This window comes from Mycobacterium sp. PO1, from assembly GCF_017312405.1.
GTDB lineage: Bacteria > Actinomycetota > Actinomycetes > Mycobacteriales > Mycobacteriaceae > Mycobacterium.
The window spans coordinates 1-25,049 of record NZ_BLTG01000015.1 but is presented as its reverse complement, the minus strand read 5'-3'; the positions used below and the strand labels follow the sequence as shown (position 1 = coordinate 25,049).

Annotated in this window: 27 protein-coding genes and 1 tRNA gene; 20 read left to right on the top strand and 8 right to left on the bottom strand. The window is 67.1% G+C overall.

Features of this window, described 5'->3' with window-relative positions; genetic code table 11:
* Positions 1–65 precede the first annotated feature (65 nt).
* From J3476_RS06395 to J3476_RS06385, 3 genes are read right to left on the bottom strand one after another with little or no spacing between them, the layout of a single operon-like run.
* Positions 66–1,679, bottom strand: coding sequence for a carboxyl transferase domain-containing protein (locus J3476_RS06395; protein ID WP_207065663.1), 1,614 nt, complete (start codon positions 1,677–1,679; stop codon positions 66–68).
* Positions 1,676–2,824, bottom strand: coding sequence for an acyl-CoA dehydrogenase family protein (locus J3476_RS06390; RefSeq protein ID WP_207065662.1), 1,149 nt, complete (start codon positions 2,822–2,824; stop codon positions 1,676–1,678). The genes J3476_RS06395 and J3476_RS06390 overlap by 4 nt, the downstream gene beginning before the upstream one ends.
* Positions 2,821–4,539, bottom strand: a complete 1,719-nt coding sequence (locus J3476_RS06385) for an acyclic terpene utilization AtuA family protein (protein WP_207065661.1) — start codon at positions 4,537–4,539, stop codon at positions 2,821–2,823. The genes J3476_RS06390 and J3476_RS06385 overlap by 4 nt, the downstream gene beginning before the upstream one ends.
* Positions 4,540–4,922: 383 nt before the next feature.
* Between J3476_RS06385 and J3476_RS06380 the strand changes: the two genes are divergently transcribed.
* From J3476_RS06380 to J3476_RS06330, 11 genes are all read left to right on the top strand, one after another.
* Positions 4,923–5,192, top strand: a complete 270-nt coding sequence (locus J3476_RS06380; protein WP_207065660.1) for a hypothetical protein — start codon at positions 4,923–4,925, stop codon at positions 5,190–5,192.
* Between the two features lie 53 nt (positions 5,193–5,245).
* Entirely contained in the window at positions 5,246–5,596 is a 351-nt protein-coding gene (locus J3476_RS06375; protein ID WP_207065659.1) for a heme-binding protein, read from the top strand.
* 182 nt (positions 5,597–5,778) lie between these two features.
* Positions 5,779–5,952 carry a 50S ribosomal protein L32 gene (gene rpmF / locus J3476_RS06370; RefSeq protein WP_152518510.1) on the top strand — a complete coding sequence of 58 codons (174 nt, stop codon included), beginning with the start codon at positions 5,779–5,781 and terminating at the stop codon, positions 5,950–5,952.
* Positions 5,953–6,005: 53 nt separating this feature from the next.
* The gene (locus tag J3476_RS06365; RefSeq protein ID WP_207065658.1) at positions 6,006–6,692 is read left to right on the top strand and encodes a response regulator transcription factor; all 687 of its coding nucleotides are present in this window, start codon (positions 6,006–6,008) and stop codon (positions 6,690–6,692) included.
* Between the two features lie 14 nt (positions 6,693–6,706).
* Positions 6,707–8,155: a HAMP domain-containing sensor histidine kinase gene (locus J3476_RS06360; RefSeq protein WP_207065697.1), complete on the top strand. Its 1,449-nt coding sequence runs from the start codon at positions 6,707–6,709 to the stop codon at positions 8,153–8,155.
* Positions 8,156–8,316: 161 nt separating this feature from the next.
* Entirely contained in the window at positions 8,317–9,687 is a 1,371-nt protein-coding gene (locus J3476_RS06355) for a S1C family serine protease (RefSeq protein ID WP_207065657.1), read from the top strand.
* Between the two features lie 77 nt (positions 9,688–9,764).
* Positions 9,765–10,262 (top strand): molybdenum cofactor biosynthesis protein B, encoded by a 498-nt coding sequence (locus tag J3476_RS06350; RefSeq protein WP_163678671.1) that lies wholly within the window; start codon positions 9,765–9,767, stop codon positions 10,260–10,262.
* Between the two features lie 162 nt (positions 10,263–10,424).
* Positions 10,425–10,583, top strand: coding sequence for a hypothetical protein (locus J3476_RS06345; protein ID WP_207065656.1), 159 nt, complete (start codon positions 10,425–10,427; stop codon positions 10,581–10,583).
* Between the two features lie 390 nt (positions 10,584–10,973).
* Positions 10,974–11,618 (top strand): MspA family porin, encoded by a 645-nt coding sequence (locus tag J3476_RS06340; protein WP_207065655.1) that lies wholly within the window; start codon positions 10,974–10,976, stop codon positions 11,616–11,618.
* Positions 11,619–11,898: 280 nt separating this feature from the next.
* Positions 11,899–12,549: an MspA family porin gene (locus J3476_RS06335; RefSeq protein WP_207065654.1), complete on the top strand. Its 651-nt coding sequence runs from the start codon at positions 11,899–11,901 to the stop codon at positions 12,547–12,549.
* 92 nt (positions 12,550–12,641) lie between these two features.
* On the top strand, positions 12,642–13,271 hold the full coding sequence (locus J3476_RS06330) for an MspA family porin (protein WP_207065653.1): 630 nt from the start codon (positions 12,642–12,644) through the stop codon (positions 13,269–13,271).
* A gap of 16 nt (positions 13,272–13,287) precedes the next feature.
* Here the strand turns inward: J3476_RS06330 and mscL are convergent, their stop codons facing one another.
* Positions 13,288–13,740 (bottom strand): large-conductance mechanosensitive channel protein MscL, encoded by a 453-nt coding sequence (gene mscL, locus J3476_RS06325; RefSeq protein WP_286182665.1) that lies wholly within the window; start codon positions 13,738–13,740, stop codon positions 13,288–13,290.
* Between the two features lie 377 nt (positions 13,741–14,117).
* On the opposite strand from mscL, the gene J3476_RS06320 reads away from it, so the two are divergent.
* A complete protein-coding gene (locus J3476_RS06320) occupies positions 14,118–14,471 on the top strand; it encodes a hypothetical protein (protein WP_207065652.1) in 354 nt (117 codons plus the stop codon).
* Positions 14,472–14,701: 230 nt separating this feature from the next.
* Here J3476_RS06320 and J3476_RS06315 read toward each other — a convergent pair whose 3' ends face one another.
* The 3 genes from J3476_RS06315 to J3476_RS06305 form a co-directional block, all read right to left on the bottom strand.
* On the bottom strand, positions 14,702–15,355 hold the full coding sequence (locus tag J3476_RS06315) for an SAF domain-containing protein (RefSeq protein WP_207065651.1): 654 nt from the start codon (positions 15,353–15,355) through the stop codon (positions 14,702–14,704).
* 67 nt (positions 15,356–15,422) lie between these two features.
* A complete protein-coding gene (locus J3476_RS06310; RefSeq protein ID WP_207065650.1) occupies positions 15,423–15,776 on the bottom strand; it encodes an FmdB family zinc ribbon protein in 354 nt (117 codons plus the stop codon).
* A gap of 42 nt (positions 15,777–15,818) precedes the next feature.
* Positions 15,819–16,433 carry a 5-formyltetrahydrofolate cyclo-ligase gene (locus tag J3476_RS06305; protein WP_207065649.1) on the bottom strand — a complete coding sequence of 205 codons (615 nt, stop codon included), beginning with the start codon at positions 16,431–16,433 and terminating at the stop codon, positions 15,819–15,821.
* A gap of 65 nt (positions 16,434–16,498) precedes the next feature.
* Here J3476_RS06305 and J3476_RS06300 point away from each other — a divergent pair, with 65 nt between their 5' ends.
* The 8 genes from J3476_RS06300 to J3476_RS06265 all read left to right on the top strand — a co-directional run bounded on the left by J3476_RS06300 (position 16,499) and on the right by J3476_RS06265 (position 23,851).
* On the top strand, positions 16,499–17,422 hold the full coding sequence (locus J3476_RS06300) for a UTP--glucose-1-phosphate uridylyltransferase (protein ID WP_207065648.1): 924 nt from the start codon (positions 16,499–16,501) through the stop codon (positions 17,420–17,422).
* A 77-nt stretch (positions 17,423–17,499) separates the two neighbouring features.
* Positions 17,500–18,777, top strand: a complete 1,278-nt coding sequence (glp, locus tag J3476_RS06295; RefSeq protein WP_207065647.1) for a gephyrin-like molybdotransferase Glp — start codon at positions 17,500–17,502, stop codon at positions 18,775–18,777.
* A gap of 21 nt (positions 18,778–18,798) precedes the next feature.
* Positions 18,799–19,452 (top strand): GNAT family N-acetyltransferase, encoded by a 654-nt coding sequence (locus tag J3476_RS06290; RefSeq protein WP_152518499.1) that lies wholly within the window; start codon positions 18,799–18,801, stop codon positions 19,450–19,452.
* A gap of 143 nt (positions 19,453–19,595) precedes the next feature.
* Entirely contained in the window at positions 19,596–20,699 is a 1,104-nt protein-coding gene (gene glpR / locus J3476_RS06285) for a gephyrin-like molybdotransferase receptor GlpR (RefSeq protein WP_207065646.1), read from the top strand.
* A gap of 52 nt (positions 20,700–20,751) precedes the next feature.
* Positions 20,752–20,824: transfer RNA gene (locus J3476_RS06280), tRNA-Ala, on the top strand.
* A 99-nt stretch (positions 20,825–20,923) separates the two neighbouring features.
* Positions 20,924–21,565, top strand: coding sequence for a uracil-DNA glycosylase family protein (locus J3476_RS06275; protein ID WP_307726971.1), 642 nt, complete (start codon positions 20,924–20,926; stop codon positions 21,563–21,565).
* Between the two features lie 68 nt (positions 21,566–21,633).
* Complete coding sequence (locus J3476_RS06270) at positions 21,634–22,221, top strand: hypothetical protein (RefSeq protein WP_207065645.1); 588 nt, start codon at positions 21,634–21,636, stop codon at positions 22,219–22,221.
* A 799-nt stretch (positions 22,222–23,020) separates the two neighbouring features.
* Positions 23,021–23,851 carry a hypothetical protein gene (locus tag J3476_RS06265; protein ID WP_207065644.1) on the top strand — a complete coding sequence of 277 codons (831 nt, stop codon included), beginning with the start codon at positions 23,021–23,023 and terminating at the stop codon, positions 23,849–23,851.
* A 331-nt stretch (positions 23,852–24,182) separates the two neighbouring features.
* Here J3476_RS06265 and J3476_RS06260 read toward each other — a convergent pair.
* Positions 24,183–25,049, bottom strand: an 867-nt coding sequence (locus J3476_RS06260) for an Ig-like domain-containing protein (RefSeq protein WP_207065643.1), incomplete at its 5' end; no start/stop codon positions are given.

Here is a 25,049-nt window from a genome sequence, read left to right as displayed (position 1 = left end):
TCCTCCGGCGAATTCGGCGCGTTTCTGCACCCTTAGTGTCGCGTTGCGCGCCCGATTCACGGTCATCACATCCGGAAGACGCCGAAGTTCGACGTCCCCTCGATCGGCGCGTTGGCGATGGCCGACAAGCACATGCCGAGCACGGTGCGCGTGTCGCGGGGGTCGATGACCCCGTCGTCGTAGAGCCGGCCCGACAGGAACATCGGCAACGACTCGGCCTCGATCTGGGCCTCCACCGCGGCTTTCAGCGCCGCGTCGGCGTCCTCGTCGACCTGCTGGCCGCGGGCCTCGGCTGCCGCGCGGCTGACGATGGACAGCACCCCGGCCAGCTGCGTGCCGCCCATCACCGCCGACTTCGCGCTGGGCCAGGCGAACAGGAACCGGGGATCGTAGGCGCGTCCGCACATGCCGTAGTGCCCGGCTCCATAGGAGGCCCCGATCAGCAGCGAGATGTGCGGCACCGTCGAGTTGGAGACGGCGTTGATCATCATCGAGCCGTGCTTGATCATTCCGCCCTCCTCATACGCCTTGCCGACCATGTAGCCGGTCGTGTTGTGCAGGAACAACAGTGGCGTGTCGGAGCGGTTGGCCAGCTGGATGAACTGGGTGGCCTTCTGGGACTCCTCACTGAACAGCACGCCGCGCGCATTGGCCAGGATGCCCAGCGGATAGCCGTGCAGCGTCGCCCACCCGGTCACCAGCGAACCGCCGTAGAGAGGCTTGAACTCGTCGAACTCCGAGCCGTCGACGATGCGTGCGATCACATCGCGCGGGTCGAACGGGATACGCAGGTCCGGCGGCACGATGCCGATCAGCTCTGCGGGATCGAACAGCGGCTCGGTGAACGGGCCTGGCGCCGGGCCCGCCTTGCGCCAGTTCAACCGGGCGACGATGCGTCGGCCGATGCGCAGCGCGTCGAGTTCGTCGACGGCGAAGTAGTCGCCCAGCCCGGAGGTCCTGGCATGCATCTCGGCGCCGCCGAGGGACTCGTCATCGGATTCCTCACCCGTGGCCATCTTGACCAGCGGCGGTCCGGCCAGGAACACCTTCGACCGTTCCTTGATCATCACCACGTGGTCCGACATGCCGGGAATGTAGGCGCCGCCGGCGGTCGAGTTGCCGAAGACGATGGCGACGGTCGGGATCCCGGCCGCCGAGAGCCGGGTGAGGTCCCGGAACATCCGACCACCCGGGATGAAGATCTCCTTCTGGGTGGGTAGGTCGGCGCCGCCGGACTCCACCAGCGAGATCACCGGCAACCGGTTCTCTAATGCGATCTGGTTGGCCCGCAGGATCTTGCGCAGTGTCCACGGATTGGAGGTGCCGCCCTTGACGGTGGGGTCGTTGGCGACCAGCAGACATTCGACGCCGCTGACCGCCCCGATGCCGACCACGACGCTGGCGCCGACGGTGAAATCGGTGCCCCACGCCGCCAACGGGCTCAGCTCCAGAAACGGCGAGTCCGGATCCACCAGCGCTTCGATGCGTTCACGGGCGGTCATCTTGCCGCGGGCGTGGTGTCGGGCGACGTACTTCTCGCCGCCGCCGTCGAGCGCCTTGGCGTGTTCGGCCTCCAACTCGGCGATCTTGGCCGTCATCGCCGCGGCGGCCTCGGTGAACGCCGTCGAGCGCGGGTCGATCGTCGACCGCAGGGCCGCTGCGCCGGTCGGTGCGGTCATGCCTGGTATCCCAGCGTCTTGGCGGCCAGGCCGGTGAGGATTTCCGTTGTGCCGCCGCCGATGCCGAGTATTCGCATGTCGCGGTACTGCCGCTCGATCTCCGACTCGGCCATGTACCCCATCCCGCCGAACAGCTGGACCGCCTGGTTGGCCACCCACTCGCCGGCCTCGACGGCGGTGTTCTTGGCGAAGCACACCTCGGTGATCAGATCCACGTCCCCGCTGAGCTGCCGCTCGACGACGTTGCGGGTGTAGACCCGGGCCACGTCGATGCGCCTCGCCATCTCGGCCAGCGTGTTCTGCACCGACTGGCGCGCGATCAGCGGCTTGCCGAACGTCTCGCGGTTGCGGCACCAGTCGACGGTCAGGTCGAGGCAGCGTTGCGCACTCGAATATGCCTGTGCGGCAAGGCCGACCCGCTCGGAGACGAAGGCGGCGGCGATCTGGAGGAAACCGGTGTTCTCGGCGCCCACGAGATTGGCGGACGGCACGCGCACATCGGTGTAGGACAGTTCGGCGGTGTCGGAGGACCGCCAGCCCATCTTGTCGAGCTTGCGGCTGACCTCGAATCCGGGGGTGCCCTTGTCGACGACGATCAGTGACACCCCGGCGGCACCCGGCCCGCCGGTGCGCGCAGCGGTGACGACGTAGTCGGAGCGCACCCCGGAGGTGATGTAGGTCTTGGCGCCGTTGAGGATGTACTCGTCACCCTCTCTGGCGGCTCGGGTGGTCAGGTGCCCGACGTCGGATCCGCCGCCCGGTTCGGTGATCGCGAGCGAGCCGATCTTCTCCCCGCGCAGGGTCGGTCGCACATAGGTGTCGATCAGGTGCTCGTCGCCGGAGGCGATCATGTGGGGCACCGCGATACCGCAGGTGAACAGCGACGCGAACACTCCACCGGGGGCGCCTGCCTGGTGCATCTCCTCGCAGATCACCACGGCGTCGGCCCCGTCCCCGCCCTCGCCGCCCACCGATTCCGGGAACCCGGCGCCGAGCAGCCCCGCCGCCGCGGCCTTACGGTGCAACTCGCGCGGCAGCTCGCCGGTGTGTTCCCACTCGGTGACGTGGGGGAGGACCTCGCGTTCAGCGAAGGCGCGCACCGTCTTCCGGAGGTCGTCGCGCTCGGGTGTGGTCCAGATGCTCACGGCAGCAACTCCTCTGGTGTGTCACATAGGTCGACAGGGATGTCGACATATCGGCTGCGCAGCCATTCCCCCAGGCCCTTGGCCTGGGGATCGAAACGGGCCTGGTACGCCACGCCCTGGCCGAGGATGTCGTCGATGACGAAGTTCACCGCGCGCAGGTTGGGCAGCAGGTAGCGGGTGATCGGCAGGTCGGTTGCCTCGGGTAGCAGCTCGCGCAGCGCATCCACCGTGAGCGTGTTCGCCAGCCACTCCCACTGCTCGTCGGTGCGGACCCATAGTCCGACGTTGGCGCTGCCCCCTTTGTCGCCGCTGCGCGCTCCGGCGATGAGGCCCAGCGGCATCCGCCGGGTCTTCCCTTCGGGCCGGGCGGGCGGTGCGGCCGGCTCCGGCACCGGTGCCAGTTCCTGGGTGTCGGTGGTAGCTGGGATGTCGACGCGGGTGCCATCGGCGTGCACGGCGACGTGGGTGAGCTTGTCGGCCGGCACGTAGGCCGCGGTGAACACCCCGTAGACCTGACCGTCGCCGGGCGGGGCGGTGCTCGTGAATCCCGGATAGCTGGCCAGGGCCAGCTCGACAGCCGCGGACGAGAAGCGGCGGCCGACCGTCGCGGCGTCGGGATCCCTGGCCACGCAGCGCAACAGCGCGCTCGCGGTCTGTTCGGTGTCCGCGTCGGGGTGGTCGGTGCGCGCCAGCGTCCATTCCAGTTCCGCCGGGCTGGCGGTCAGGCCGGCCTCGAGCTGCCGCCGCACCAGGGCGGCTTTGGCGTCGATGTCCAAACCGGTGAGCACGAACGTCACCTCGTTGCGGAAGCCGCCCAGGCTGTTGAGCGACACTTTCACCGTCGGTGGCGGCGGCTCACCGCGCACCCCGCTGAGCCGCACTCGGTCCTCGCCCTCGTCGGTCAGCGTGATGCTGTCCACCCGCAGCGTCGCGTCAGGATTGGCGTAGCGGGCCCCCGCGATCTCGTAGAGCAGCTGCGCGGTCACGGTGCCGACGGTCACGGCGCCGCCCGTGCCGGGGTGCTTGGTGATCACCGACGAGCCGTCGGCGTGGATCTCGGCGATCGGGAAGCCGGGATGGGTGAGGTCGCCGAGTTCGGTGAAGAACGCGTAGTTGCCGCCGGTGGCCTGGGTGCCGCACTCGATGACGTGTCCGGCGGCGATGGCGCCGGCGATCCGGTCATGGTCGGTGGGTTGCCAGCCGAAGTGTGCGGCGGCCGGACCGACGATGACCGAGGCGTCGGTGACCCGACCGGTCACGACGATGTCGGCGCCGCTGTCGAGACACTCCACGATGCCCCACGCGCCGAGGTAGGCGTTGGCGGTGAGCGGGGCGCCCAGACCGAGTTCGTCGGCGCGGGGCAGCAGATCGTCACCTTCGACGTGTGCGACGGTGGCAGGAACGCCCAGGGTGTCGGCCAGCGTCCGGATCGCGTCAGCTAATCCGGCTGGATTGAGGCCGCCCGCGTTGGCGACGATGCGCACCTGGCGGTCTCGCGCGAGTCCGAGGCATTCTTCGAGCTGGCGCAGGAACGTCTTGGCGTAGCCGCGTTCCGGGTTCTTCATCCGGTCGCGGCCCAGGATCAGCATCGTCAGCTCGGCCAGGTAATCACCTGTGAGGTAGTCGAGTTCGCCGCCGGTCAGCATCTCGTGCATGGCCGACAGGCGGTCGCCGTAGAAGCCCGAACAGTTTCCGATGCGGACCGCTGACGCCACGCGCACTCCCTTGTGAACCCACAGGCCGGATGCTCGCCCAACCAACCGGTAGGTTACTTCTTACCGACGGTACCGAGTCAACCCCTTGGCAAATCCTGTCCGGGCCGCTATCCGGACAGCGAAGAACAATGGCCTCTGACCTGCGCGGCAAGGCTGCATCGTCTCGGCCCGCCGAGGCGTGGACTCGGGTAGGCTTGCGCTCGCGCGCCCGGTCAGTGCACAGCGAAATTTCGCCGTGGTGGTGGAGTCGCAGTTGTGCGCGCACCGGCCGGCCGCGGCGCCGGATCGTTGCGATTTCGGGGAGCCATCTCGAGATGCGTGTGGCCTCTTGGGGGATCGACATCCGGACCAACGATGATGTCGACCGGTCAGGAGGGAGAACGATGCGGAAGGTCCTACACCGCGCAGTGCCGATTGTGGTGGCGGGGGCATGTGCCGCCGCACTGTTGTCCGCGACGGCGGCCAACGCTGCTGTCCCCGGCGGTCTCAGCGCGAGCCCGGTGATGCCGTTCCCGCAATCCGACGTGATGTGTGACCTCATGTCGTACTGCGACACCGGTCTCGATCTCGTGGTCACGGGACGAAGCGAGCGCGACGATCCCGAGTTCGGCGGCGGCTTCCTGACCCCCAACCCGGCTCTCGCCGACAACTGAATTTTCTGCAATTCTGCACACAGATGACTCGAACACCTGAAAGAGGAGTGGGTATGTCCTTCATCGTCCGTTCTGCCGGCGTCGTGGCGATCGCCGGTGCCGCGCTGCTGGGCAGCGCCGCGACCGCAGCCGCCGAGCCGCCCAACTGCACCCTGGCCGACATGTCCGGGGTCCTCTCCGGTGTGTCCGCCGGGATGTCGGCGTATCTGTTCACCCATCCGGAGGTCAACGCCGAGCTGTCCACGATGACCGATATGTCCGGTGAGGAGCGTTCGGCCTACATGCAGGACTACATGTCGGCCAACCCGCAGGTCCAGGCTGAACTGCAGGCCATTCGCCAGCCGATGACCGACTTCCGGGCCCGCTGCGGCATGCCTCCGGGCGGCCTCGGCATGGACGGCTGACCGTTCGATCATCGAGAGCGGGCCGTGTCGACGTCTGCGCCGGTGACGGCCCCTGTCCGGTCCCCGCGTCGCCGCAGTTTGGAGCCCGCCCAGCCCAACGGCTATCCTGGTGACCAATTGCCGGCGCCGGGTAGGTCCAGGCGTGCCTGCAGTGCCACCCCATATCTGAGGAGAGCTTGATCATGGCTGTGCCCAAGCGCAGGATGTCGCGCGCGAACACCCGTAGCCGGCGCGCGCAGTGGAAGGCCACGCCGACCGGACTGGTCACGGTGACCGTCGCCGGTCAGCAGCACAAGGTGCCGCGCCGTCTGCTCAAGGCCGCCCGCCTGGGACTGATTGATCTCGACCGCCGCTAGTCCCTCGGCGCGCCTCTCAGGTCACTCTCAGACGCGGGGTTGACACTGTGGCGGTGCGCATTCTTGTCGTTGATGACGATCGCGCGGTGCGCGAGTCCCTCCGAAGGTCCCTGTCGTTCAACGGTTACTCCGTGGAGTTGGCGCAGGACGGCCGCGAGGCGCTCGATCTGATCGCCAGTGATCGGCCGGACGCCCTGGTGCTCGATGTGATGATGCCGCGCCTGGACGGCCTCGAGGTGTGCCGTCAGCTCCGCAGCACGGGCGACGATCTGCCGATCCTCGTGTTGACCGCCCGTGACTCGGTGTCCGAGCGGGTCGCCGGCCTCGACGCCGGCGCCGACGACTACCTCCCCAAGCCCTTCGCGCTGGAGGAACTGCTCGCGCGGATGCGCGCCCTGCTACGCCGGACCGGCCCGGACGAGGGTGTCGAGTCGGCGGCGCTGACGTTCTCCGATCTGACGCTGGACCCGGTGACCCGCGAGGTGACGCGCGGCGACCGGCCGATCAGTCTGACCCGCACCGAGTTCGCGCTGTTGGAGATGCTGATCGCCAACCCGCGCCGGGTGCTGACGCGCAGCCGCATCCTCGAGGAGGTGTGGGGCTTCGACTTCCCGACCTCGGGCAACGCCCTGGAGGTGTACGTCGGCTACCTGCGGCGCAAGACCGAAGCCGAGGGCGAGCCGCGCCTGATACACACCGTGCGCGGGGTGGGTTACGTGCTCCGGGAGACACCCCCGTGACGAACGGCCAGCCGATGACCCCCTGGCCGGGCGCCCCGGCGCCGGTGCCCGTCACCCGCTCGGTGTCACTGCGCTGGCGCGTGATGCTGCTCGCCATGTCGATGGTGGTCATGGCGGTGGTGTTGATGGCCTTCGCCGTGTATGCGGTGGTGGCGCGCGCGCTCTACGACGACCTCGACAACCAGTTGCAGAGCCGGGTGAAGCTGCTGATCGAGAGCGGGTCGTTGGAGGTCGACCCGGGCAAGGCCATCGAAGGCACGGCCTACTCCGACGTCAACGCCATGCTGGTGATCCCCGGCCAGATGAGATACACCGCGACCCAGACGGGTCAGACGCTGCCGGTGGGCCCTCCGGAGCAAGGTGTCATCGACGGCAAGCTGCGGATGTCGCTGCGCACCGTGGACCAGCAGCGCGTGTTGGCCATCCGGTTGAGTAACGACAGGGCACTGGTCATCTCCAAGAGTCTGGAACCGACCAACCAGGTCCTGCGACGGCTGACCACGGTGCTGCTGATCGTCGGCGGGATCGGGGTGGCGGTGGCGGCCATCGCCGGCGGCATGGTCGCCAGTGCCGGGCTGCGGCCCGTCGCCCGGCTGACGCAGGCGGCCGAACGAGTGGCCAGGACCGACGACCTGCGTCCGATCCCGGTGTTCGGCAGCGACGAACTCGCCCGTCTGACCGAGGCTTTCAACATGATGTTGCGCGCGCTCGCCGAGTCACGCGAGCGGCAGGCCCGCCTGGTCACCGACGCCGGGCACGAATTGCGCACGCCGTTGACGTCGTTGCGCACCAACGTCGAGTTGCTCATGGTGTCCATGGAGCCGGGCAGGCCCCGGCTGCCCGAGGATGAGATGGCCGATCTGCGCGCCGACGTACTCGGCCAGATCGAGGAACTGTCCACTCTGGTGGGCGATCTGGTGGACCTCACCCGCGAGGACGCCGGAGGCGTGATCCACGAGATCGTCGAGATGTCTGAGGTGATCGACCGTTCGCTCGAGCGGGTTCGTCGGCGCCGCAACGACATCGAGTTCGACGTGACGACCAGCCCGTGGCGGGTCTACGGGGACGCCGCGGGGTTGGCGCGCGCGGTGCTCAACCTGCTCGACAACGCGGCGAAGTGGAGCCCACCGGGTGGGCGGGTCGCGGTCAGCCTCCGGCAGATCGATTCGCAGCACGCCGAACTGGTCGTCGCCGATCAGGGGCCGGGGATTCCGCCGATGGAGCGGGGGTTGATCTTCGAGCGGTTCTACCGGTCGGCCTCCGCGCGCGCGATGCCGGGATCCGGTCTGGGACTGGCGATCGTGCAGCAGGTGGTGCTCAAGCACGGCGGCTCGCTACGGGTCGAGGACACCGTGCCGGGCGGGCAGCCGCCGGGCACGGCGATACACGTGGTGCTGCCCGGTCGGCCGGCGGCCGCCGATACCGAACTGTCATCTGACGAAGTGACGACACGCCGCCACTGACCCTTCCGTGACGCGTGTCACCAGCGAGGATGGTGGGGCAGAAGTCTAGGGGTGCGCCGAGTGTTCTCTAAGTGGATTCTCAGCCCGGGTGGGCACTGTAGGCGTCATCCCTTCGTTGATCCAGGCGAAGACACCTACTTCAGGAAGAGCATCGCAGCGACATGACCGAATACCCGAGGTACCCGCAGAACCCGAACCAGGGACCGCGACCCGGTATGCACGGATCAGTGCCGCCCGGACAGGTCGGGCCCCAGCAGCCCTACGACTGGCGTTACGCGACCGAGCAGCAGCGCCAGGCGTTCCGCTCGCAGTACGAGTCCTACCGCAATGACGCCTACCGCAGTGACACCTACCGCAATGACCCCTACCGGGGCGTCCCGATGCCGCAGGGCCCCGGGCAGTATCCGCGTCCGGACGGGTCGACACCACCGCACACACCGCGCAAGCGCTCCCGCGGGACGGGTCTGGCCGTCGGAGCCGTCGCTCTGGCGCTGCTGTCCGGCGGGGTCGGCGGCGGTGTCGCGATGCTCGTGCACCCCGACCACAGCACCGGCATCAGTGCCACGGGCGCAGCGCCCAGCGTGCCTGCGGCCAGCGTGCCCGCCGGGTCGGTCGAACAGGTTGCGCTGAAGGTCGTGCCGAGCGTGGTCAAGCTCGAGGTGGATCGTGGTCGCGCGTCCGAGGAAGGCTCCGGAGTGATCCTGTCGACCGACGGTCTGATCCTGACCAACAACCACGTGGTGGCTGCCGCGCAGGCCGCGTCGTCCGGCGCGGAGACCAAGGTGACCTTCGCCGACGGCAGCAGTGCCCCGTTCACCGTCGTCGGAACGGATCCCGGCAGTGACATCGCGGTGGTGCGTGCCGAGAACGTGTCCGGCCTGACCCCCATCACCGTGGGCTCCTCGGCCGAGCTCAAGGTGGGCCAGGACGTCGTGGCCATCGGTTCGCCTCTCGGGTTGGAGGGCACGGTGACCACCGGCATCATCAGCGCCCTGAACCGTCCGGTGGCCGCCGGCGGTGACGCGCAGAACCAGAACACCGTGCTCGACGCCATCCAGACCGACGCCGCGATCAACCCGGGCAACTCCGGCGGCGCGCTGGTCAACATGAACGGCGAACTGGTCGGCATCAACTCGGCGATCGCCACGCTGGGTGCGGACGCCGGCGGTGCGCAGGGCGGCTCGATCGGGCTCGGCTTCGCCATCCCGGTCGACCAAGCCAAGCGGATCGCCGACGAACTGATCCAGACCGGCACGGCTTCGCGCGCCTCGCTGGGTGTGCAGGTGGGCAATGACGCCGGCATCGACGGCGCGAAGATCGTCGAGGTCACCTCCGGCGGCGCCGCCTCGGCGGCCGGTCTGCCCAACGGCGTCGTGGTCACCAAGCTCGACGACCGGGTCATCGGCAGCGCCGACGCGTTGGTCGCGGCGGTGCGGTCGAAGGCCCCCGGTGACACCGTGACGCTGACCTACGTCGACCCGTCCGGCCGCTCCCAGACCGTGCAGGTCACCCTCGGCAGGGCAGCCCAGTGACGTTGTCCGCCGATCCGGCCGACCGCCTGCTCCGTGTGGCTGCGCCGCTGTCCGGGCCGAGTTATACGGTTGTGCCCATGGAACAGGCTCATACGTTGGTCGGCCGGGCCCTGGTCATCGTCGTCGATGACCGCACCGCCCACGGTGATGAAGAGGACCACAGTGGTCCGTTGGTCACGGAGTTGCTCGGCGAGGCCGGGTTCATGGTCGATGGGGTCGTCGTGGTCTCCTCGGATGAGGTCGAGATCCGCAATGCCTTGAACACCGCGGTCATCGGCGGCGTCGACCTGGTGGTGTCGGTCGGGGGGACGGGCGTGACCCCGCGTGACGTCACCCCCGAGGCCACTCGCGACCTTCTCGACCGCGAGTTGCTGGGCATCTCCGAAGCGCTGCGCGCATCCGGGTTGTCCGCGGGCATCGTCGACGCGGGTGTGTCCCGCGGGCTGGCCGGTATCTCCGGCAGCACCCTGGTCGTGAACCTCGCGGGTTCACGTGCGGCGGTGCGCGACGGGATGGCCACCCTGGGGCCGCTGGCCGCGCAGGTCATCGCGCAGCTATCCAGTTTGGAGATCTAATCGAGTACCACTCGCTGAAGGTATGGTGGGAGGAAGCCGCGTCGGCTTCCTCCCATCCGTTTGTCTAGGGGCTGGGAAGCCGACTTCCTCACCTGCGAAGTTACGAGCAGGTGAACTCCAATCTGGATCTCGTTGTGATGTTCGTCACAGGAATGTTGAGCCGTGTCGCAACCTTCGAAGCACTCGCGAATTGCAGTTAACAACATCTTCGGGGATTCGCTGCCGGAGACGACGAGCGACGAACGTGACCCCGCGGCGCCGGACGGCGAGGACGGTCACGAGCGGTGGCTGCGGGACAACGTCCCGCCGCACCATGACTGACCTGTGAGTTCGCAAAAAACCTCGTCAGTATCTCCAGTAACACTCGAGACTTCGTTTCCGAATAGCCAGATGCGGGGTCAGGATCAGCGACGGTTTCTTCGGCCACTCCCCGTCGTCGCGTGGAGGGGGTTCGGCCAGCTGTCGGGGAGACGTCAGCAAACGACATGCAATTCGTGGAGTCGTCCGACACCACCGCCTCTACGCGTTGCCGGTCCGAAGCCTCCCCGTTATGTTCCTCGTGTCAACGATGAGTGATTCGTAAGAACGGCATGTGGGTCTTCTAATTCCGCTCACATGTTCGCCTTGCGAAGTGTGTGGTGTAGCGGTAGAGCCAGGCACGGACAATCGGTACCCCGCCCGGGGGTTCCGACCTAGACAACAAGGGAGATCATGAAGGCAATCAGTCGGGTGCTGATCGCGATGGTCGCATCCATCGCGGCTTTGTTCGTGAGCACTGGCACCTCTCACGCCGGGCTGGACAATGAGCTGAGCTTGGTCGACGGCCAGGGTCGGACGTTGACGATCCAGCAGTGGGACACGTTCCTCAATGGCGTCTTTCCCCTCGACCGCAACCGCCTGACCCGCGAGTGGTTCCACTCCGGCAAGGCGACCTACATCGTGGCTGGTGAAGGTGCGGACGACTTCGAGGGCACCATGGAGCTCGGCTACCAGGTCGGCTTCCCGTGGTCGCTGGGCGTCGGCATCAACTTCAGCTACACCACCCCCAACATCGCGTTCGACGGTTACGGCCTGGACTTCGCGGACCCGCTGCTGGGCTTCGGCGACAGCATCGTGACCCCGCCGCTGTTCCCGGGCGTCTCGATCTCGGCTGACCTGGGCAACGGCCCCGGCATCCAGGAGGTCGCGACCTTCTCCGTGGACGTCGAGGGCCCCGGTGGCTCGGTCGCCGTGTCCAACGCCCATGGCACCGTCACCGGCGCTGCCGGCGGTGTGCTGCTGCGTCCGTTCGCACGGCTGATCTCGTCGACCGGTGACAGCGTCACCACCTACGGCGAACCGTGGAACATGAACTGATCACGTAGTAACTTCGCGTTAGCCCTCGGCACCTGCCGGGGGCTAACGCCTTTTCGGGGACAAACTGTGAGGTCACTTCCAAGGTGATGAAGACATCCTGGAGTGCCCGCCGCGGCTCCCCGTTCGCCGCGACATGCGGCTGATCTCCCCGTCCGGTGGCAGTGGCGCCACCCGTCCGCCCTGATTCCCCCGCACCACTCGCTCGACCCGAACCAGCCCTCGGCATCTGCCGGGGGCTGGGCCCATTTTCCGGACAAGCTGTGTGACCACTTGGAGAGAAATGAAGACATTCTGTAGGGCATTGACCGCGCTGCTACTGGCCATCTCGGCGGTGTTCGTGAGCGCAGGCACGTCCCACGCCGGACTCGACAATCAGCTGAGTTTGGTCGACGGGCAGGGACGCACGTTGACGATCCAGCAGTGGGACACCTTCCTCAACGGTGTCTTTCCGCTCGACCGCAACCGGCTGACCCGGGAGTGGTTCCACTCCGGAAAAGCGACCTACACCGTCAGCGGTGAGGGCGCCGAGGACTTCGAGGGCACCCTGGAGCTGGGCTACCAGGTGGGCTTCCCGTGGTCGCTCGGGGTGGGGATCAACTTCAGCTACACCACCCCGAACATCGCCTATGACGGTTTCGGGTTCGGACCCCAAGATGACGACCCGTTCCTCGGCCTGGGAGACAGCATCGTGACCCCACCGCTGCTGCCGGGGGTGTCCATCGCGGCCGACCTGGGCAACGGCCCCGGCATCCAGGAGGTCGCGACGTTCTCCGTCGACGTCACCGGCCCCGGGGGATCTGTCGCGGTGTCCAACGCACACGGCACCGTCACCGGCGCTGCCGGCGGTGTGCTGCTGCGCCCCTACGCGCGGCTCATCTCAGCGGCCGGCGACAGCGTCACCACCTACGGCGAACCGTGGAACATGAACTGACACTTGGCCATGGGCCACGCCGGCCGGTCGGGATGAACAAGATCGGCAAGAGTGTCTGCCGAGCGCGGAAGATCTGAGAAGCTCTTTGTTCCATGAGAGCGATCACCCGGATCCTCACGGCGATCGCCGGCGCCTGCGCGGCGCTGTTCGCCGGTTCGGGTATCTCGCGCGCGGAGCTCGACGACGCCGTCAGCCTGGTCGACGGTCTCGGCCGGACTCTGACCGTGCAACAGCGGGACACATTCCTCGACGGGGTGTCCCCGCTGGATCGCAACCGGCTGACCCGCGAATGGTTCCACTCCGGTCGCGCCGCGTACCTGGTGATCGGCGACGGCGCCCACGAATTCACCGGCACCCTCGAGCTCGGTTACCAAGTCGGCTTCCCGTGGGCGCTGGGGACCGCGGTCGACTTCGCGTACTCCTCACCCAACATCACCTTCGGCGGCTGGGGGATCGACGAGAACCTCGCCGACCGCATCTACACGCCCCCGCTGCTCCCGGCCGTGTCGATCTCGGTGGACCTGGGCAACGGGCCCGGGATCCTCGAAGCGGCGACGATCTCGGTCGAGGTCGGCGGGCCGGGCGGAATCGTGGCGATCTCCAACGCGCACGGCGCCATCACCGGCGCGGCCGGCGGGGTGGTGCTGCGTCCCTTCGCGCGGCTCGTCTCCTCCGCCGGCGACAGTGTCACGACCTACGGCAAGGCGTGGACGATGAGATGACCGGTTGGCGGGTCGGTCACTCGGGTGTGGCGTGGCGGCCCTCCCGGGCCTCTGGCGACTCTCCGCCGCGCAGTGCCGCGGCGGCGTCACCGTCGGCGCCGTTGCGCAACAGGTCGCGGATCTCGGTCAGCAGGGTCAGTTCGGTCTCGGTCGACTCCACCTTCACGTCACGCTCCCTGAGCTTCTTGAACGGCACCACGATCACGAAATAGATGACCGCTGCCACGATGAGAAAATTGATGGCCGCCGACAGCACCGCGTTCAGGTCGACGAACTGTTCGCCGCCCAACGGGATCCGCAAGATGCCGTACTCCGCTTCCGGGCCGGCGCCGATCCGGTCGACCAGTGGCTGGATCACGTTCTCGGTGAAGGCGGTGACCAAGCCGGTGAATGCCGCGCCGATGACCACCGCGACGGCCAGATCGATCACATTTCCGCGGGAGATGAACTCCTTGAAGCCCTTCAGCATGGCGCCAGCCTTTCTCGTCCGTGTCACTTCTCGTCCGTGTGAATGCCAGGCCGGGATGCCGGGACATCTCGAACGTTAGCGCCTGCATATCCGGTTACCGACGAAGTCGGTCAAGCCGGGCGACCCTTGTCGCCGACGCTTGGTGACACAGGCGAGAACACGGCTGAACCGGCTGCGGGAGCCGTCCGTTTCGCCACTGCCGACCCGGCCGGGCGCCGTCACCGCTTAACACTGTCTTAACACCGGTTGAACTGGGGTCTTGACGATCTGGAGGAACGCAAACTAACCGCGCGGCGCTGTGAATTCACTGCTAGTCTGTTGAAGCCTGAATATGCCACGAGGACGCGCGCGTCCTCACTGATAAAAGGGGAACGCTGATGGCCGGATACGCCAGAGCCCTCACTCGCAGTTCGAAGAAGCTGGGTCTGGTGGGCTTGGGCTCCTTCGCCGCCGCCGCCGCGATCGTCGGCCTGGGCAGCGGTACGGCCAGCGCCGAGGTCGACGAGGTCGGTCCCAGCCCGGTCGTGACGAGCCGTCAGGCCTCGGAGAACTCGGTCATCCGGATCAACGACTTCGGGGTTGCCCGCGGCATCTCGGAGGCGCGGCTGGCTGACGCCGGCATTCTCAACGCGTTCGGCGAGGTTCGCGACAGCGTCAAGGCCGTGGTCGGCGGCACCGCCTCGGCATTCGAGGGCGAGTACCCGGTCGGCCCGCCCATCGGTGACTGGTGATCTGATCTGAAGCTTCCACTGCCGCCCCCGGATTACCGGGGGCGGCAGTGTTTTTGGTCGATGCAAGGTTTTTCGTCGGTGCAGGGTTTCTCGGCGGTGCACGTTCTCGTCTGGGACGTTGTCGTCAGTGCGCCATTTTCGTCAGTGCGGTGTTGTTCCCCTGTGCCATTTCTTGCTCAGTTCGCTGTTGTTGCCCAGTGCCGTGTTGTTGCCCAGTGCCGTGTTGTTGCTCAGTGCAACGTGACCCCGATGGCGTCGACCAGGGCCGCGGCGGCCACGGTCCTGGCGGCCGTTGCAGGCAACGCCACCAGCACGACCCGGTTGCCGCTGCCGCCGACCAGGCCGGTCGTCTCGGCCGACACCAGCACGACGATCGCGCCGGTGGCGATCAGTCTGGGCTCGGTGCCGGCCTCCGGTGCGGCGGCGACCACGTCGATGACGTCGCCCGGCCGGAGAAGATCCAGCACCGCGGCGTCGGCCAACGTCAGCGGCACGATCCGCGCGTCAGGCCCCGCTGCGGCGTCGGCCAGGTGTGGACCGAGCAATCGCACATCGGTGAGCACCTCGCCGCGACGCACCGGCCCGGCCAGTGTGGCCCCGGCGGTCGCGTCGAGGCCGGCGACTGATCCGTCGGGAATCTCGTCCGCGTTGCGCTTCTCGACCACGACATCGGCCGCAGTCAGCTCGGTGCCCGGAGTCAGATCCCGGCCGGCGACGACGACATCGGTCTGCCGGCCGCCCGGATCGTCACGCAATGCTGCGACCGCTGCCAGAATGACGAGACCGGCCGCGAGCATCCGCCGGGCAGCTGTGGTGCGCACCCAGTCGGGCCGCAGCACTCGACTCAGGCGGTGCAGCGGCGACGGGTCCAGTGAGTCGCCCACGAAATCACGCTAGAGCGCGATGTCTCATCGCGTCTGCCCCCGACGGAGCGGCTGTGGATAACTCGGGTCAGCTGGATGCGGCTGCAGCGGGAGCCGAGGAGCTGCTCGACGACGTGCTGGACGACGAGCTGCCCGCCGACGTGGTGGACGAACTGCTCGACGACGAGTCCGACGAACTCGACGAGGAGGTCGACGACTCGGAGGAGCTGCCGCCCGAGCTGCTGGAACTCTTCTTCTTGGAGTCTTCGCGGCTGTCGGTGCGGTAGAAGCCGCTGCCCTTGAACACGACGCCGACCTTGCCGAACAGCTTGCGCAGCCGTCCGCTGCACTGCGGGCATTCGGTCAGCGCATCATCGGTGAAGGCCTGCACCTGATCGAACTTGTTGTCGCATTCGGTACATGCATAGGAATAGGTAGGCACGAAAACCTCCGAGACAGTCAAACTTGTTAGCACTCTACCTGCTTAAGTGCTAGAACCGCCAGGCGGGCCGGGTGATTCCCCGAGTTCCACCAGCCCCCGTCGTGGTGTCAGCGCATGGGTCATCGGCACGTCGTGCGGTTCGGCGGGCAACCGCTCCAGGATCTCGTCGTCGCGGACCACCGCGACCAACGCGGCCGCCGGGTCGGCCAGTCCCAGTGTGCGGTCGTAGAAGCCGGCACCCCGCCCGAGTCGCGCGCCGCGCCGGTCCACCGCCAGCGCCGGCACCAGGATCACAGTCGCCTCCCGCACCGCGGTGCCGGCCAGCCATGGCGGGGAGGGCTCCTGCAAGCCGAAGGGCGCCTCGACCAGCTCGCCGCGTCGGTAGCGGCCCCACGTCAACGGCTGCGGCACCTTCCCGGCGTCGCGGCGGGCCACCGGCAACAACACCACGGCGCCGCGGTCGACCAGCACGTCGATCAGCGCCAGCGATCCCGGTTCGGACCCCACCGGAACATAGCCACACACCGTCTCGCCGGGCCGCACCAACTCCGCGGCGTGCCGGGCCAGATCACCCGCCTCCCGCTCGCGCTCAGCGGCGCCGAGCCGCCGTCTGGCAGCCACGATTCTGCTGCGTAGCTGTGATTTCGTCGCTTGCACTGCGTAGTCCTCGACAGGTCGGGTAAGGAGAGAACAACAGACGCAGAGAGGTTAGTGTGTGAACGATGAATCGGCCTGAAGTTCCTATTCCGCACACCGCGGTCGTGCCCGCTGCCGGGCTGGGAACCCGTTTCCTGCCCGCCACCAAGACGGTGCCCAAAGAGTTGCTGCCGGTGGTGGACACTCCTGGTATCGAATTGGTGGCCGCCGAAGCCGCCGAAGCCGGCGCTGAGCGGCTGATCGTCATCACCTCCGAGGGCAAGGACGGTGTGGTCGCGCACTTCGTCGAAGACCTCGTGCTCGAGGGGACGCTGGAATCACGCGGCAAGCATTCGATGCTCGAGAAGGTGCGCCGCGCGCCCGCGCTGATCAAGGTCGAGTCCGTCGTGCAGGCCGAGCCGCTGGGCTTGGGCCATGCGGTCAGCTGTGTCGAAGCCAGCCTCGCGCCCGACGAGGACGCGATCGCGGTGCTGTTGCCCGACGATCTCGTGCTCCCCACCGGGGTGCTCGAGACCATGTCCAAGGTGCGCGCCAAGCGCGGCGGTTCGGTGCTGTGCGCGATCGAGGTTCCGCCCGAGGACATCAGCGCCTACGGCGTCTTCGATGTCGAGACGGTGCCCGACGCGGTCAACCCCAATGTCCTCAAGGTCAAGGGCATGGTGGAAAAGCCCAAGGCCGAGGACGCGCCGTCGCCCTATGCGGCGGCCGGTCGATATGTGCTCGACCGGGCGATCTTCGACGCGTTGCGGCGGATTCCGCGCGGCGCGGGGAACGAATTGCAGCTCACCGATGCCATCGCGCTGCTGATCGAGGAGGGCCACCCGGTGCATGTGGTGGTGCACCGCGGATCTCGACACGATTTGGGAAATCCCGGTGGGTACCTGAAGGCTGCGGTTGACTTTGCGTTGGAACGAGACGACTACGGGCCGGAGTTGCGCCGGTGGTTGATCGAACGGCTGGGGCTCGCGTCCGGGTCGGCTGAGCAGTAGCGGCTGCTGCGCCGAGCGCATCCGCCCCTGGCCGGTCGTCGCCGGCCAGGGGCCTCTTCAGGTGAGAAAGGCATGTTGTGCGTTCGGTTGAGGAGCAGCAGGCTCGAGTGGCCGCGGCTGCGGTGGCACCGCGCCCGGTTCGGGTGGCGATCGCCGAAGCCCAAGGCCTGATGTGCGCCGAAGAGGTGGTCACCGAGCGTCCGCTGCCGGGTTTCGATCAGGCTGCGATCGACGGCTACGCGGTGCGCAGCGTCGATGTGCTCGGTTTCCGCGGGTCGCCGGAGGACGAGGGCGACGAGGATGAGGAGGCGTCGGCCGACGGCGAGATCAGCCTGCCGGTGATGGGTCTGATCGAAGCGGGTGAGCGGACCCCGAGCAGGCTGCAGCCCCGTCAGGCGGCGCGGATCCAGACCGGCGCGCCGATGCCGACGCTCGCCGACGCGGTACTGCCGCTGCGCTGGACCGACGGCGGTAGCTCCCGGGTCCGGGTGCTGCGCGGCGTGCGGTCGGGGGCGTATGTGCGGCGCACGGGCGACGACGTTCAACCCGGTGACGTCGCGGTCCGGGCCGGCACGATCATCGGCGCCGCCCAGGTCGGGTTGCTCGCCGCGGTCGGCAGGGAGCGCGTACTGGTGCACCCGCGGCCGCGCCTGTCGGTGATGTCGGTCGGCGGTGAGCTCGTCGACATCAGCCGTACCCCGGGCAACGGTCAGGTCTACGACGTGAACTCCTACGCGCTCGCCGCCGCCGGTCGTGATGCCGGCGCCGACGTGAACCGGGTCGGCATCGTCTCGACCGACCCCAAGCAACTGCGCGAAACCGTCGAGGGCCAGCTCAACCGCGCCGAGGTCATCGTGATCGCCGGTGCGGTCGGCGGTGCCGCGGCCGAGGGTGTGCGCGCGGTGCTCGGCGAGCTCGGTGAGATGGAGGTCGCTCGGATCGCGATGCACCCCGGCTCGGTGCAGGGATTCGGTCAACTCGGTCCCGACGGTGTGCCGGTCTTCTTGCTGCCCGCCAATCCGGTCAGCGCGCTGGTGGTGTTCGAGATGATGGTGCGGCCGTTGATCAGGTTGTCCCTGGGCAAGCGGCAACCGATGCGTCGCATCGTGCAGGCCCGGGCGCTGTCACCGATCACGTCGGTGGCCGGCCGCAAGGGTTTCCTGCGCGGGCAGCTGATGCGGGATCAGGACACCGGCGAATATCTGGTTCAGGCGCTCGGCGGCGCACCGGGTGCGTCGTCGCATCTGCTGGCGACGCTGGCTGAAGCTAACTGTCTGGTGGTGGTGCCCAGCGACGCCGACCAGATCCGTACCGGTGAGGTCGTCGACGTGGCCTTCCTGGCTCAGCGCGGCTGACGCGCGGCCGGGTGCGTGGTGATGAGCCTGTGGAGTTCGCGGTCGCAGCATCCGGGATGGCCGTTGCCCGCCGGCCCGCTGCGGGTGGCGGCCGGGGTGGTGAAGCTGCGTCCGATACGGCTTCGGGACGCCGCGCAGTGGAGCCGCGCACGGCTTGCCGATCGGGCCCACCTCGAGCCGTGGGAACCGGTCACCGAACTCGATTGGGAAGTGCGGCATTCGGTTTCCGCGTGGCCGTCGGTGTGTTCGGGACTGCGCGGTGAGGCGCGGCGGGGACGGATGTTGCCGTATGCGATCGAGTTGGACGGTCAGTTCGCCGGTCAGCTGACGATCGGCAACGTCACGCACGGCGCGCTGCGCTCGGCATGGATCGGCTACTGGGTGGCCAGCGGCGTCACCGGCGGGGGAGTCGCGACGGCGGCGTTGGCGCTGGGCCTCGACCACTGCTTCGGGCCGGTCATGTTGCATCGGGTCGAGGCCACAGTGAGACCTGAGAACGCCGCCAGCCGCGCGGTGCTGGCAAAGGCGGGGTTTCGGGAGGAAGGGCTGCTCAAGCGCTACCTCGAAGTCGACGGCGCCTGGCGCGATCATCTGCTGGTGGCGCTGACGGTCGAGGAGTTGAACGGCTCGGTGGCGGCGACGCTGGTGCGTGCCGGTCGCGCCGCATGGACCTGATCCACGTCGATTCTGTTGCTGATGTGACACATGTGACTGTTGGTGCTTGTACTCGGTGAATTACAGGTGTGTAATTGTCTCGGCGCGCCGCCCACGGATGCGCTGGTCACAGACCTAGCCTGATGGGGAAAGGAGCAGGCGCCATGCCAAGCATCCCCCAATCTCTTCTCTGGATTTCTCTCGTCGTGCTCTGGCTGTTCGTGCTGGTGCCGATGCTGATCAGCAAGCGCGACGCGGTGCGACGCACCAGCGACGTCGCGCTGGCGACCCGAGTGCTCAACAGCGGCACCGCGGTCCGGCTGCGTCGGCGCGGACCGGCGGCCGGGCACCGCAGCGATCCGGACTGGCGGCCGTCCGAGGACGACCTCGACGAGGACATCGATGCCGACGTCGATGCCGACCTCCAGGACGCTCGCGCCGACGTTCGTGCTGACGACGGCGCCCGGGCGCCGCAGCGCTCCGTGGTGAAGGTGGCCGCCGAAGCGACGCAGGACGAGCCCGACTATCTCGACGTCGACGTCGTCGAGGACTCGGAGGCCTTGCCCGCGGGTCGGGCGAGGCCCGTCGAGCAGCCCGTGATGGCGGCCGAGTCCGACCAGTTGGCGTTCGATGACTCCGACGACACCGATGACTCCCACGACACCGATGACTCCCACGACACCGATGAATCCCAGGACGCCGACGTCTCCGATGATGCTCGGGTTCAAGCGGCGCGCGCCGATTCCGGCGAGGACGACGAGTACGAGTACGTCGACGACTCCTCCGGTCTGGAAGCGCCCTCGGACGGCGATCTGCGCATCGCCGACTCGATCAGCGCGGCCCGTCGGCGCCGGCACGAATCCAGCACCGCCGAAGCCGTGACGGCCCGCAAGTACCGTTTCCGGGCGCGGACCCTGTCGGTGATGGGGGTGCTGCTGCTGGCCAGCGCAGTCGCGGCGTTCACCTGGTCGTCGACCATGTGGTGGACCTTCGGCGCGGTAGCCACCGTGACGCTGCTCTACCTGGCCTATCTGCGCCGCCAGACCCGCATCGAGGAGCAGCTGCGACGCCGTCGCGCGCAGCGCATCGCCCGGTCTCGGTTGGGAGTGGAGAACACCGCCGACCCGGAGTTCGACGTCACCCCGGCACGGCTACGCCGGCCCGGTGCCGCGGTCCTGGAGATCGACGACGAGGACCCCGAGTTCGAACACCTCGAGCACGTCGCATTCGCGCGGCACTACGACCTGCCCCGCGCAGCCGGTCAGTAGTGCGCGATTTCGGCAGCCGCGCGGGGGACTGGTAACCTCCTTAGCGATATCAGGGGCTATGGCGCAGTTGGTAGCGCGACTCGTTCGCATCGAGTAGGTCAGGGGTTCGATTCCCCTTAGCTCCACTTTGATTTCTACCTGCCGCTTGCAGAAGCCTAGGATCAAGATCGAACCCGTTGGACGGGGCGGGCGGTCAGGATGTCGGCTTACCTATACTTTCGTTGGTGAATTCGAACGCCGTAGAGCGCGACACCGCCGATTCACGGCGGATGCGCAAGCTTGCCCTCGACGATGAGATCAAACGTTGTAGGCGCTGCGACGGAATGAACATCGCCGGCGTTACCGCGTCCGCTCCCGGCTACGGCTGCTTGACCTCACCGGTGGCGCTGGTGGGGCAGAGCCTGTGCGAGAAGTGCATGAAGACCCAGATTCCGTTCACCGAGGGCAGCGGCGGCCTGATCGACGAGGGCATCAGGGGCGCGGGCCAACAGAAGAAGAATCTGTTCATCAGCAACGCGGTGCACTGCCACCCGCCGAAGAACCGCGCGTCGCAGCAGCACGAGATCGTCAACTGCTCCCCATATCTGCACCGCGAACTCGAGATCGTCCGACCGCGCCTGGTAATCACGCTGGGTCGCGACGCCGAACGCGTGCTGAGGTTCTTCTACCCGCGGGCCCGCATCTCGGGGCATCCCTTCGAGGCTCCTCGCGGACGGCTTTCCAAGGATGTGCCGTTCATTTACAACGCGAAGCACCCGTCGTGGATCCTGCGCCAGCACGACGACGAACTAGAGGACGAGTACGTGTCGAATCTGGCGGCGGCAATCCGATGGAGCTTCGGTGACGCGCGCAGAAAAGCCGAATAGACGCGGTGGAATTCCCCGCTGAGGATGTAGTTCTCGCTCACGGCTTCTCCTTCCGGCCTACATGGTGGGTGCCGAGGGTCACGGAAGAGTGGGGCGCCTTCCTCGAACAGCTGCCCGCCGGTGACCGCGGCTACCGCACGATCACAAGAGCGGATCTCCTCGACACCGCGACCACTTACGGTTTGCCACATGCACTGCTCGCTGGCTACGTCTGGGGGACCGGTGCCTCGGCGTTCCTCGTCGGGCGTCGGGCGCGGGTGTTCCGGGACAACGACTCGCAGCGTGTGGACGAGGCCCTGCGCGCGACGGCCGAATTACTGCAGCGCGGCCACACCGTTGATGCCTACACCGCGATGCTGCGGGGGCACCCGCACTACCTCAAACACCTCGGCCCGTCGTTCTTCACCAAGTTCCTCTACGCCGCAGACGCCTGTGACCATCAACCCGGACGAGCTTTGATCCTGGACCAATTCGTCGCTTTAGCACTGAAAGACCTTGATGATTGGGATATCCCGCGATACGGCCCGTGGGAACCGTCCACCTATGCAAAGTGGATCGACCACGCGCACCGCGTCGCTGCCGCCGAGGGCGTGCGCGCAGACGCCGTGGAGATGGCCTACTTCAAACATGGCCGAAAGGCCGCGGTCCGTCGCTGATGCGGTGTCGACTCCGCGCCCGCTCCGTCTTGTTGGGTTGCGTGCTGCTGCGTCGATAGTTGAAGGATCTGTGTCTGATGGTTCATCGGTTGGTCGGGCGGCTCGTGCTGGTGCGTAGTTTGTTTGCTGGCGACGTCCTGATGGTTTCGACCATCGTTGCCGTGATATCTCAACCGCCGAGGCTTGATTGTTGCCCCTCGGCGTGAGGTGATAAGCGCTGCGCTGCGGCGTACCGCTGCGGGCGCTCTGAGGCCAAACCCCGGTTGTCAGTCGTCGAAGGCAAAATGGGTGCGTCATGACAGGGTTGATTGAGTTCCGGGACGACGGAGCTGGCTACCTGGCCTGGCTCGCCGCCCACCCGGAGGGCTACGTCATCAACATCGCGCGCAGCCACAACGCGACGCATGCGCGTGTGCACCATGCCAGCTGCCGGACGATTTCTGGTCAGATCCCTGTTGGGAGCGCGTGGACCGGACCGTACGTGAAAGTGTGCGCGGAAGATCTCGCCGAACTTGAACAGTGGGCGATCGAGATACTAGGGCAGCCAATCTCCCCGTGTGGGACTTGCCGCCCGGCCAGCGGCGGCGGACAACCCACTTCAACCAAGCAGACCGAACGAGCGGCCGGCCCCCGGGCGTACCCCTCGGGTGGTGACAAACCTGCCGCCGGTGAGCCCGCGCCCATTCGCGATGATGGCGGGAGTCCGAAGACTGTGCCGTTTAGTGCGGACCCACTTACGGTTGCAGTTCCGATGCCCGAGGGGCGCTGCTTCATACACGGACCGGCCACGGACAGTCCTGTGGTCGAGGCTTGGGCCGATGACTACATCCGCTTCGAGCGCCGGCCCAGCTGGCAAGAGCACTTACGGAGCGAGATCCGGAGTCGTTGCGGACAGCTCGTTCCATCGGCTGGGCAGGTGCTGCATGCCACGTTCTTCGGCCCCAAACTTCCCAACGCGGACGTCGAGAACCTTGCGCTCTACTACATCGACTCGTTTAAGACCGCTGGCCGCAACGGTATTCGTTTCGAGTACGGCGCCGTTGCGCCGCCGACTCCCGATGGGGCGGAGCGTTCCTTCTGCTACCGGTATGAACTCGTGCCGCGGTCGGGCAGCTTCACCCACTGGCAGGAGGGGCGGACGCTCGCTTCGTTCGACTGGACCGACCTGGGTGACTTCGTAGGCGAGAAGAAGTTGGCGCAGGTCTGGCTGGCACTGGCCCAGAGCCAAGTCGAGTTGGCTGAGCCGGCGTGCGCGCCCGAGACACCGTTCGCCGTCAGAGTCCAGGTCCGGCCACCGCACGGGCGTCAGCCCGTATTGGGCAATCTGGTGAAGGGCATTTTCGACGGGGTGATTAGCGCCTTCCAGGCCCACGCCGACACAACGGTATTGCCTGAGGTCGTCGCACGGATCGCGACAGTGCTTCCGGCAGACCCCGCAGAGATCGAGAAGCACCTGCTCGATCAACGCCGCGCTGTGCTCGGCGTTCTACCCCGGCTTGTATCCCCCTACCGAGAGAGCGTCAAGTGGGACCCCGCAGACCACTGGTGCGTTGCCGGCGAGTTGCTTGCCGCGGATCAAGTCGGTCCACACTGGGCGATCAAAGGCGAACTCATCGAGGTCACCCGCTGACAAGAAGCAGAGCGGAAATGATTGGAGCGCCGTGCAATACGGCGTGTTTATCCTCTTATGACGACGAATATTTACGAGTTTGTCGTAGGAGTGATGTATTCATTCCCCTGAAGTGGCCGAACGAAGTATCCGATCAACGATGGCTTGGTTCGACAGTTGTCCCAAAGGTCCACTTTTTCCGTGAGTCGCGTTGTCGACGACGGGCTCGCCACCGTCAGCTGGATCGCTCGCTCCGAAGTGGGTGTGCAGCCGATCGGATCTTCACCGCACTGGACGTCACGGTGCGTGTCAGCGTCCAAGCATCCTGACCGCCCCCAGTCCACCTGCAGTGTCAGAAGTCCCGGTCGGAGGACCCCGACTCGTTGGCCGTGCCGCCCGAGAGCGTGTTGCCTGCGAGGTCGGAGATTGCCGACGACGGCGACCACCTCAGCGACCCGCTCGTCAAAACCAAGGTGATGTTCCGATAGTCACCGAAAGCTGGGGAGTCGTAATCGCCGAGCACGATGGTGATCGTGTTGCCGCTCATTGTCATCGTCGAAGCGGTTCCGGTGGCTCCGAACGTGATGGGGCCGTTGCCGCCGATCTGGTATATGAAGTCGGTTCGGCCCAAGTCGATCGTGCCCAGGGGCAGCAAGGCAGTGTTGTTCGAGTTGTAGATCCGGAGCGTGTCGTTGCTGCTGCCGCCGTTGTCGCCGCGCACGACCACGTTGGTCGTGGTGCCGTTCCATCCGGCAAGGATCGAATTGGGATTGATCGGCTCACTGAAGGTGTAGGTGATCGAGTCCCCCTGCTCCAGGTACCCAGAGATGTTCAGTCCACCGCCGTTTGTGGCCTGGATGTCGACCGCGGTCGGTGCGACGTTGTCGATGACGGTGATGCTGACGGTGGCTGTGTTGCTGGTGGCGGTGCCGTCGGTGGCTTTGTAGGTGAAGCTGTCGGTGCCGTTGTAGTTGGCGGTGGGGGTGTAGGTGAAGCTGCCGTTGCTGTTGAGCGCCACGGTGCCGTGGGCGGGTCCAGCCACCAGGGTTGCACTGAGGGTGTTGCCGTCGATGTCGGTGTCGTTGGTCAGGACATTCCCGTTCAGCGCGATTCCCTGGTTGGTCGAACCCGAGTCGTTGACAGCGGTTGGGGCATCGTTGACGGCGTTGACGGTGATGCTGACGGTGGCTGTGTTGCTGGTGGCGGCGCCGTCGGTGGC

Bases quoted from the DNA above. Each gene is read 5' to 3' on its own strand.
- J3476_RS06395 (WP_207065663.1), bottom strand. From the start codon at position 1,679: ATGACCGCACCGACCGGCGCAGCGGCCCTGCGGTCGACGATCGACCCG.
- J3476_RS06380 (WP_207065660.1), top strand. From the start codon at position 4,923: ATGCGGAAGGTCCTACACCGCGCAGTGCCGATTGTGGTGGCGGGGGCA.
- J3476_RS06375 (WP_207065659.1), top strand. From the start codon at position 5,246: ATGTCCTTCATCGTCCGTTCTGCCGGCGTCGTGGCGATCGCCGGTGCC.
- rpmF (WP_152518510.1), top strand. From the start codon at position 5,779: ATGGCTGTGCCCAAGCGCAGGATGTCGCGCGCGAACACCCGTAGCCGG.
- J3476_RS06360 (WP_207065697.1), top strand. From the start codon at position 6,707: ATGACCCCCTGGCCGGGCGCCCCGGCGCCGGTGCCCGTCACCCGCTCG.
- J3476_RS06355 (WP_207065657.1), top strand. From the start codon at position 8,317: ATGACCGAATACCCGAGGTACCCGCAGAACCCGAACCAGGGACCGCGA.
- J3476_RS06350 (WP_163678671.1), top strand. From the start codon at position 9,765: ATGGAACAGGCTCATACGTTGGTCGGCCGGGCCCTGGTCATCGTCGTC.
- J3476_RS06340 (WP_207065655.1), top strand. From the start codon at position 10,974: ATGAAGGCAATCAGTCGGGTGCTGATCGCGATGGTCGCATCCATCGCG.
- J3476_RS06335 (WP_207065654.1), top strand. From the start codon at position 11,899: ATGAAGACATTCTGTAGGGCATTGACCGCGCTGCTACTGGCCATCTCG.
- J3476_RS06330 (WP_207065653.1), top strand. From the start codon at position 12,642: ATGAGAGCGATCACCCGGATCCTCACGGCGATCGCCGGCGCCTGCGCG.
- mscL (WP_286182665.1), bottom strand. From the start codon at position 13,740: ATGCTGAAGGGCTTCAAGGAGTTCATCTCCCGCGGAAATGTGATCGAT.
- J3476_RS06320 (WP_207065652.1), top strand. From the start codon at position 14,118: ATGGCCGGATACGCCAGAGCCCTCACTCGCAGTTCGAAGAAGCTGGGT.
- J3476_RS06300 (WP_207065648.1), top strand. From the start codon at position 16,499: ATGAATCGGCCTGAAGTTCCTATTCCGCACACCGCGGTCGTGCCCGCT.
- J3476_RS06290 (WP_152518499.1), top strand. From the start codon at position 18,799: ATGAGCCTGTGGAGTTCGCGGTCGCAGCATCCGGGATGGCCGTTGCCC.
- glpR (WP_207065646.1), top strand. From the start codon at position 19,596: ATGCCAAGCATCCCCCAATCTCTTCTCTGGATTTCTCTCGTCGTGCTC.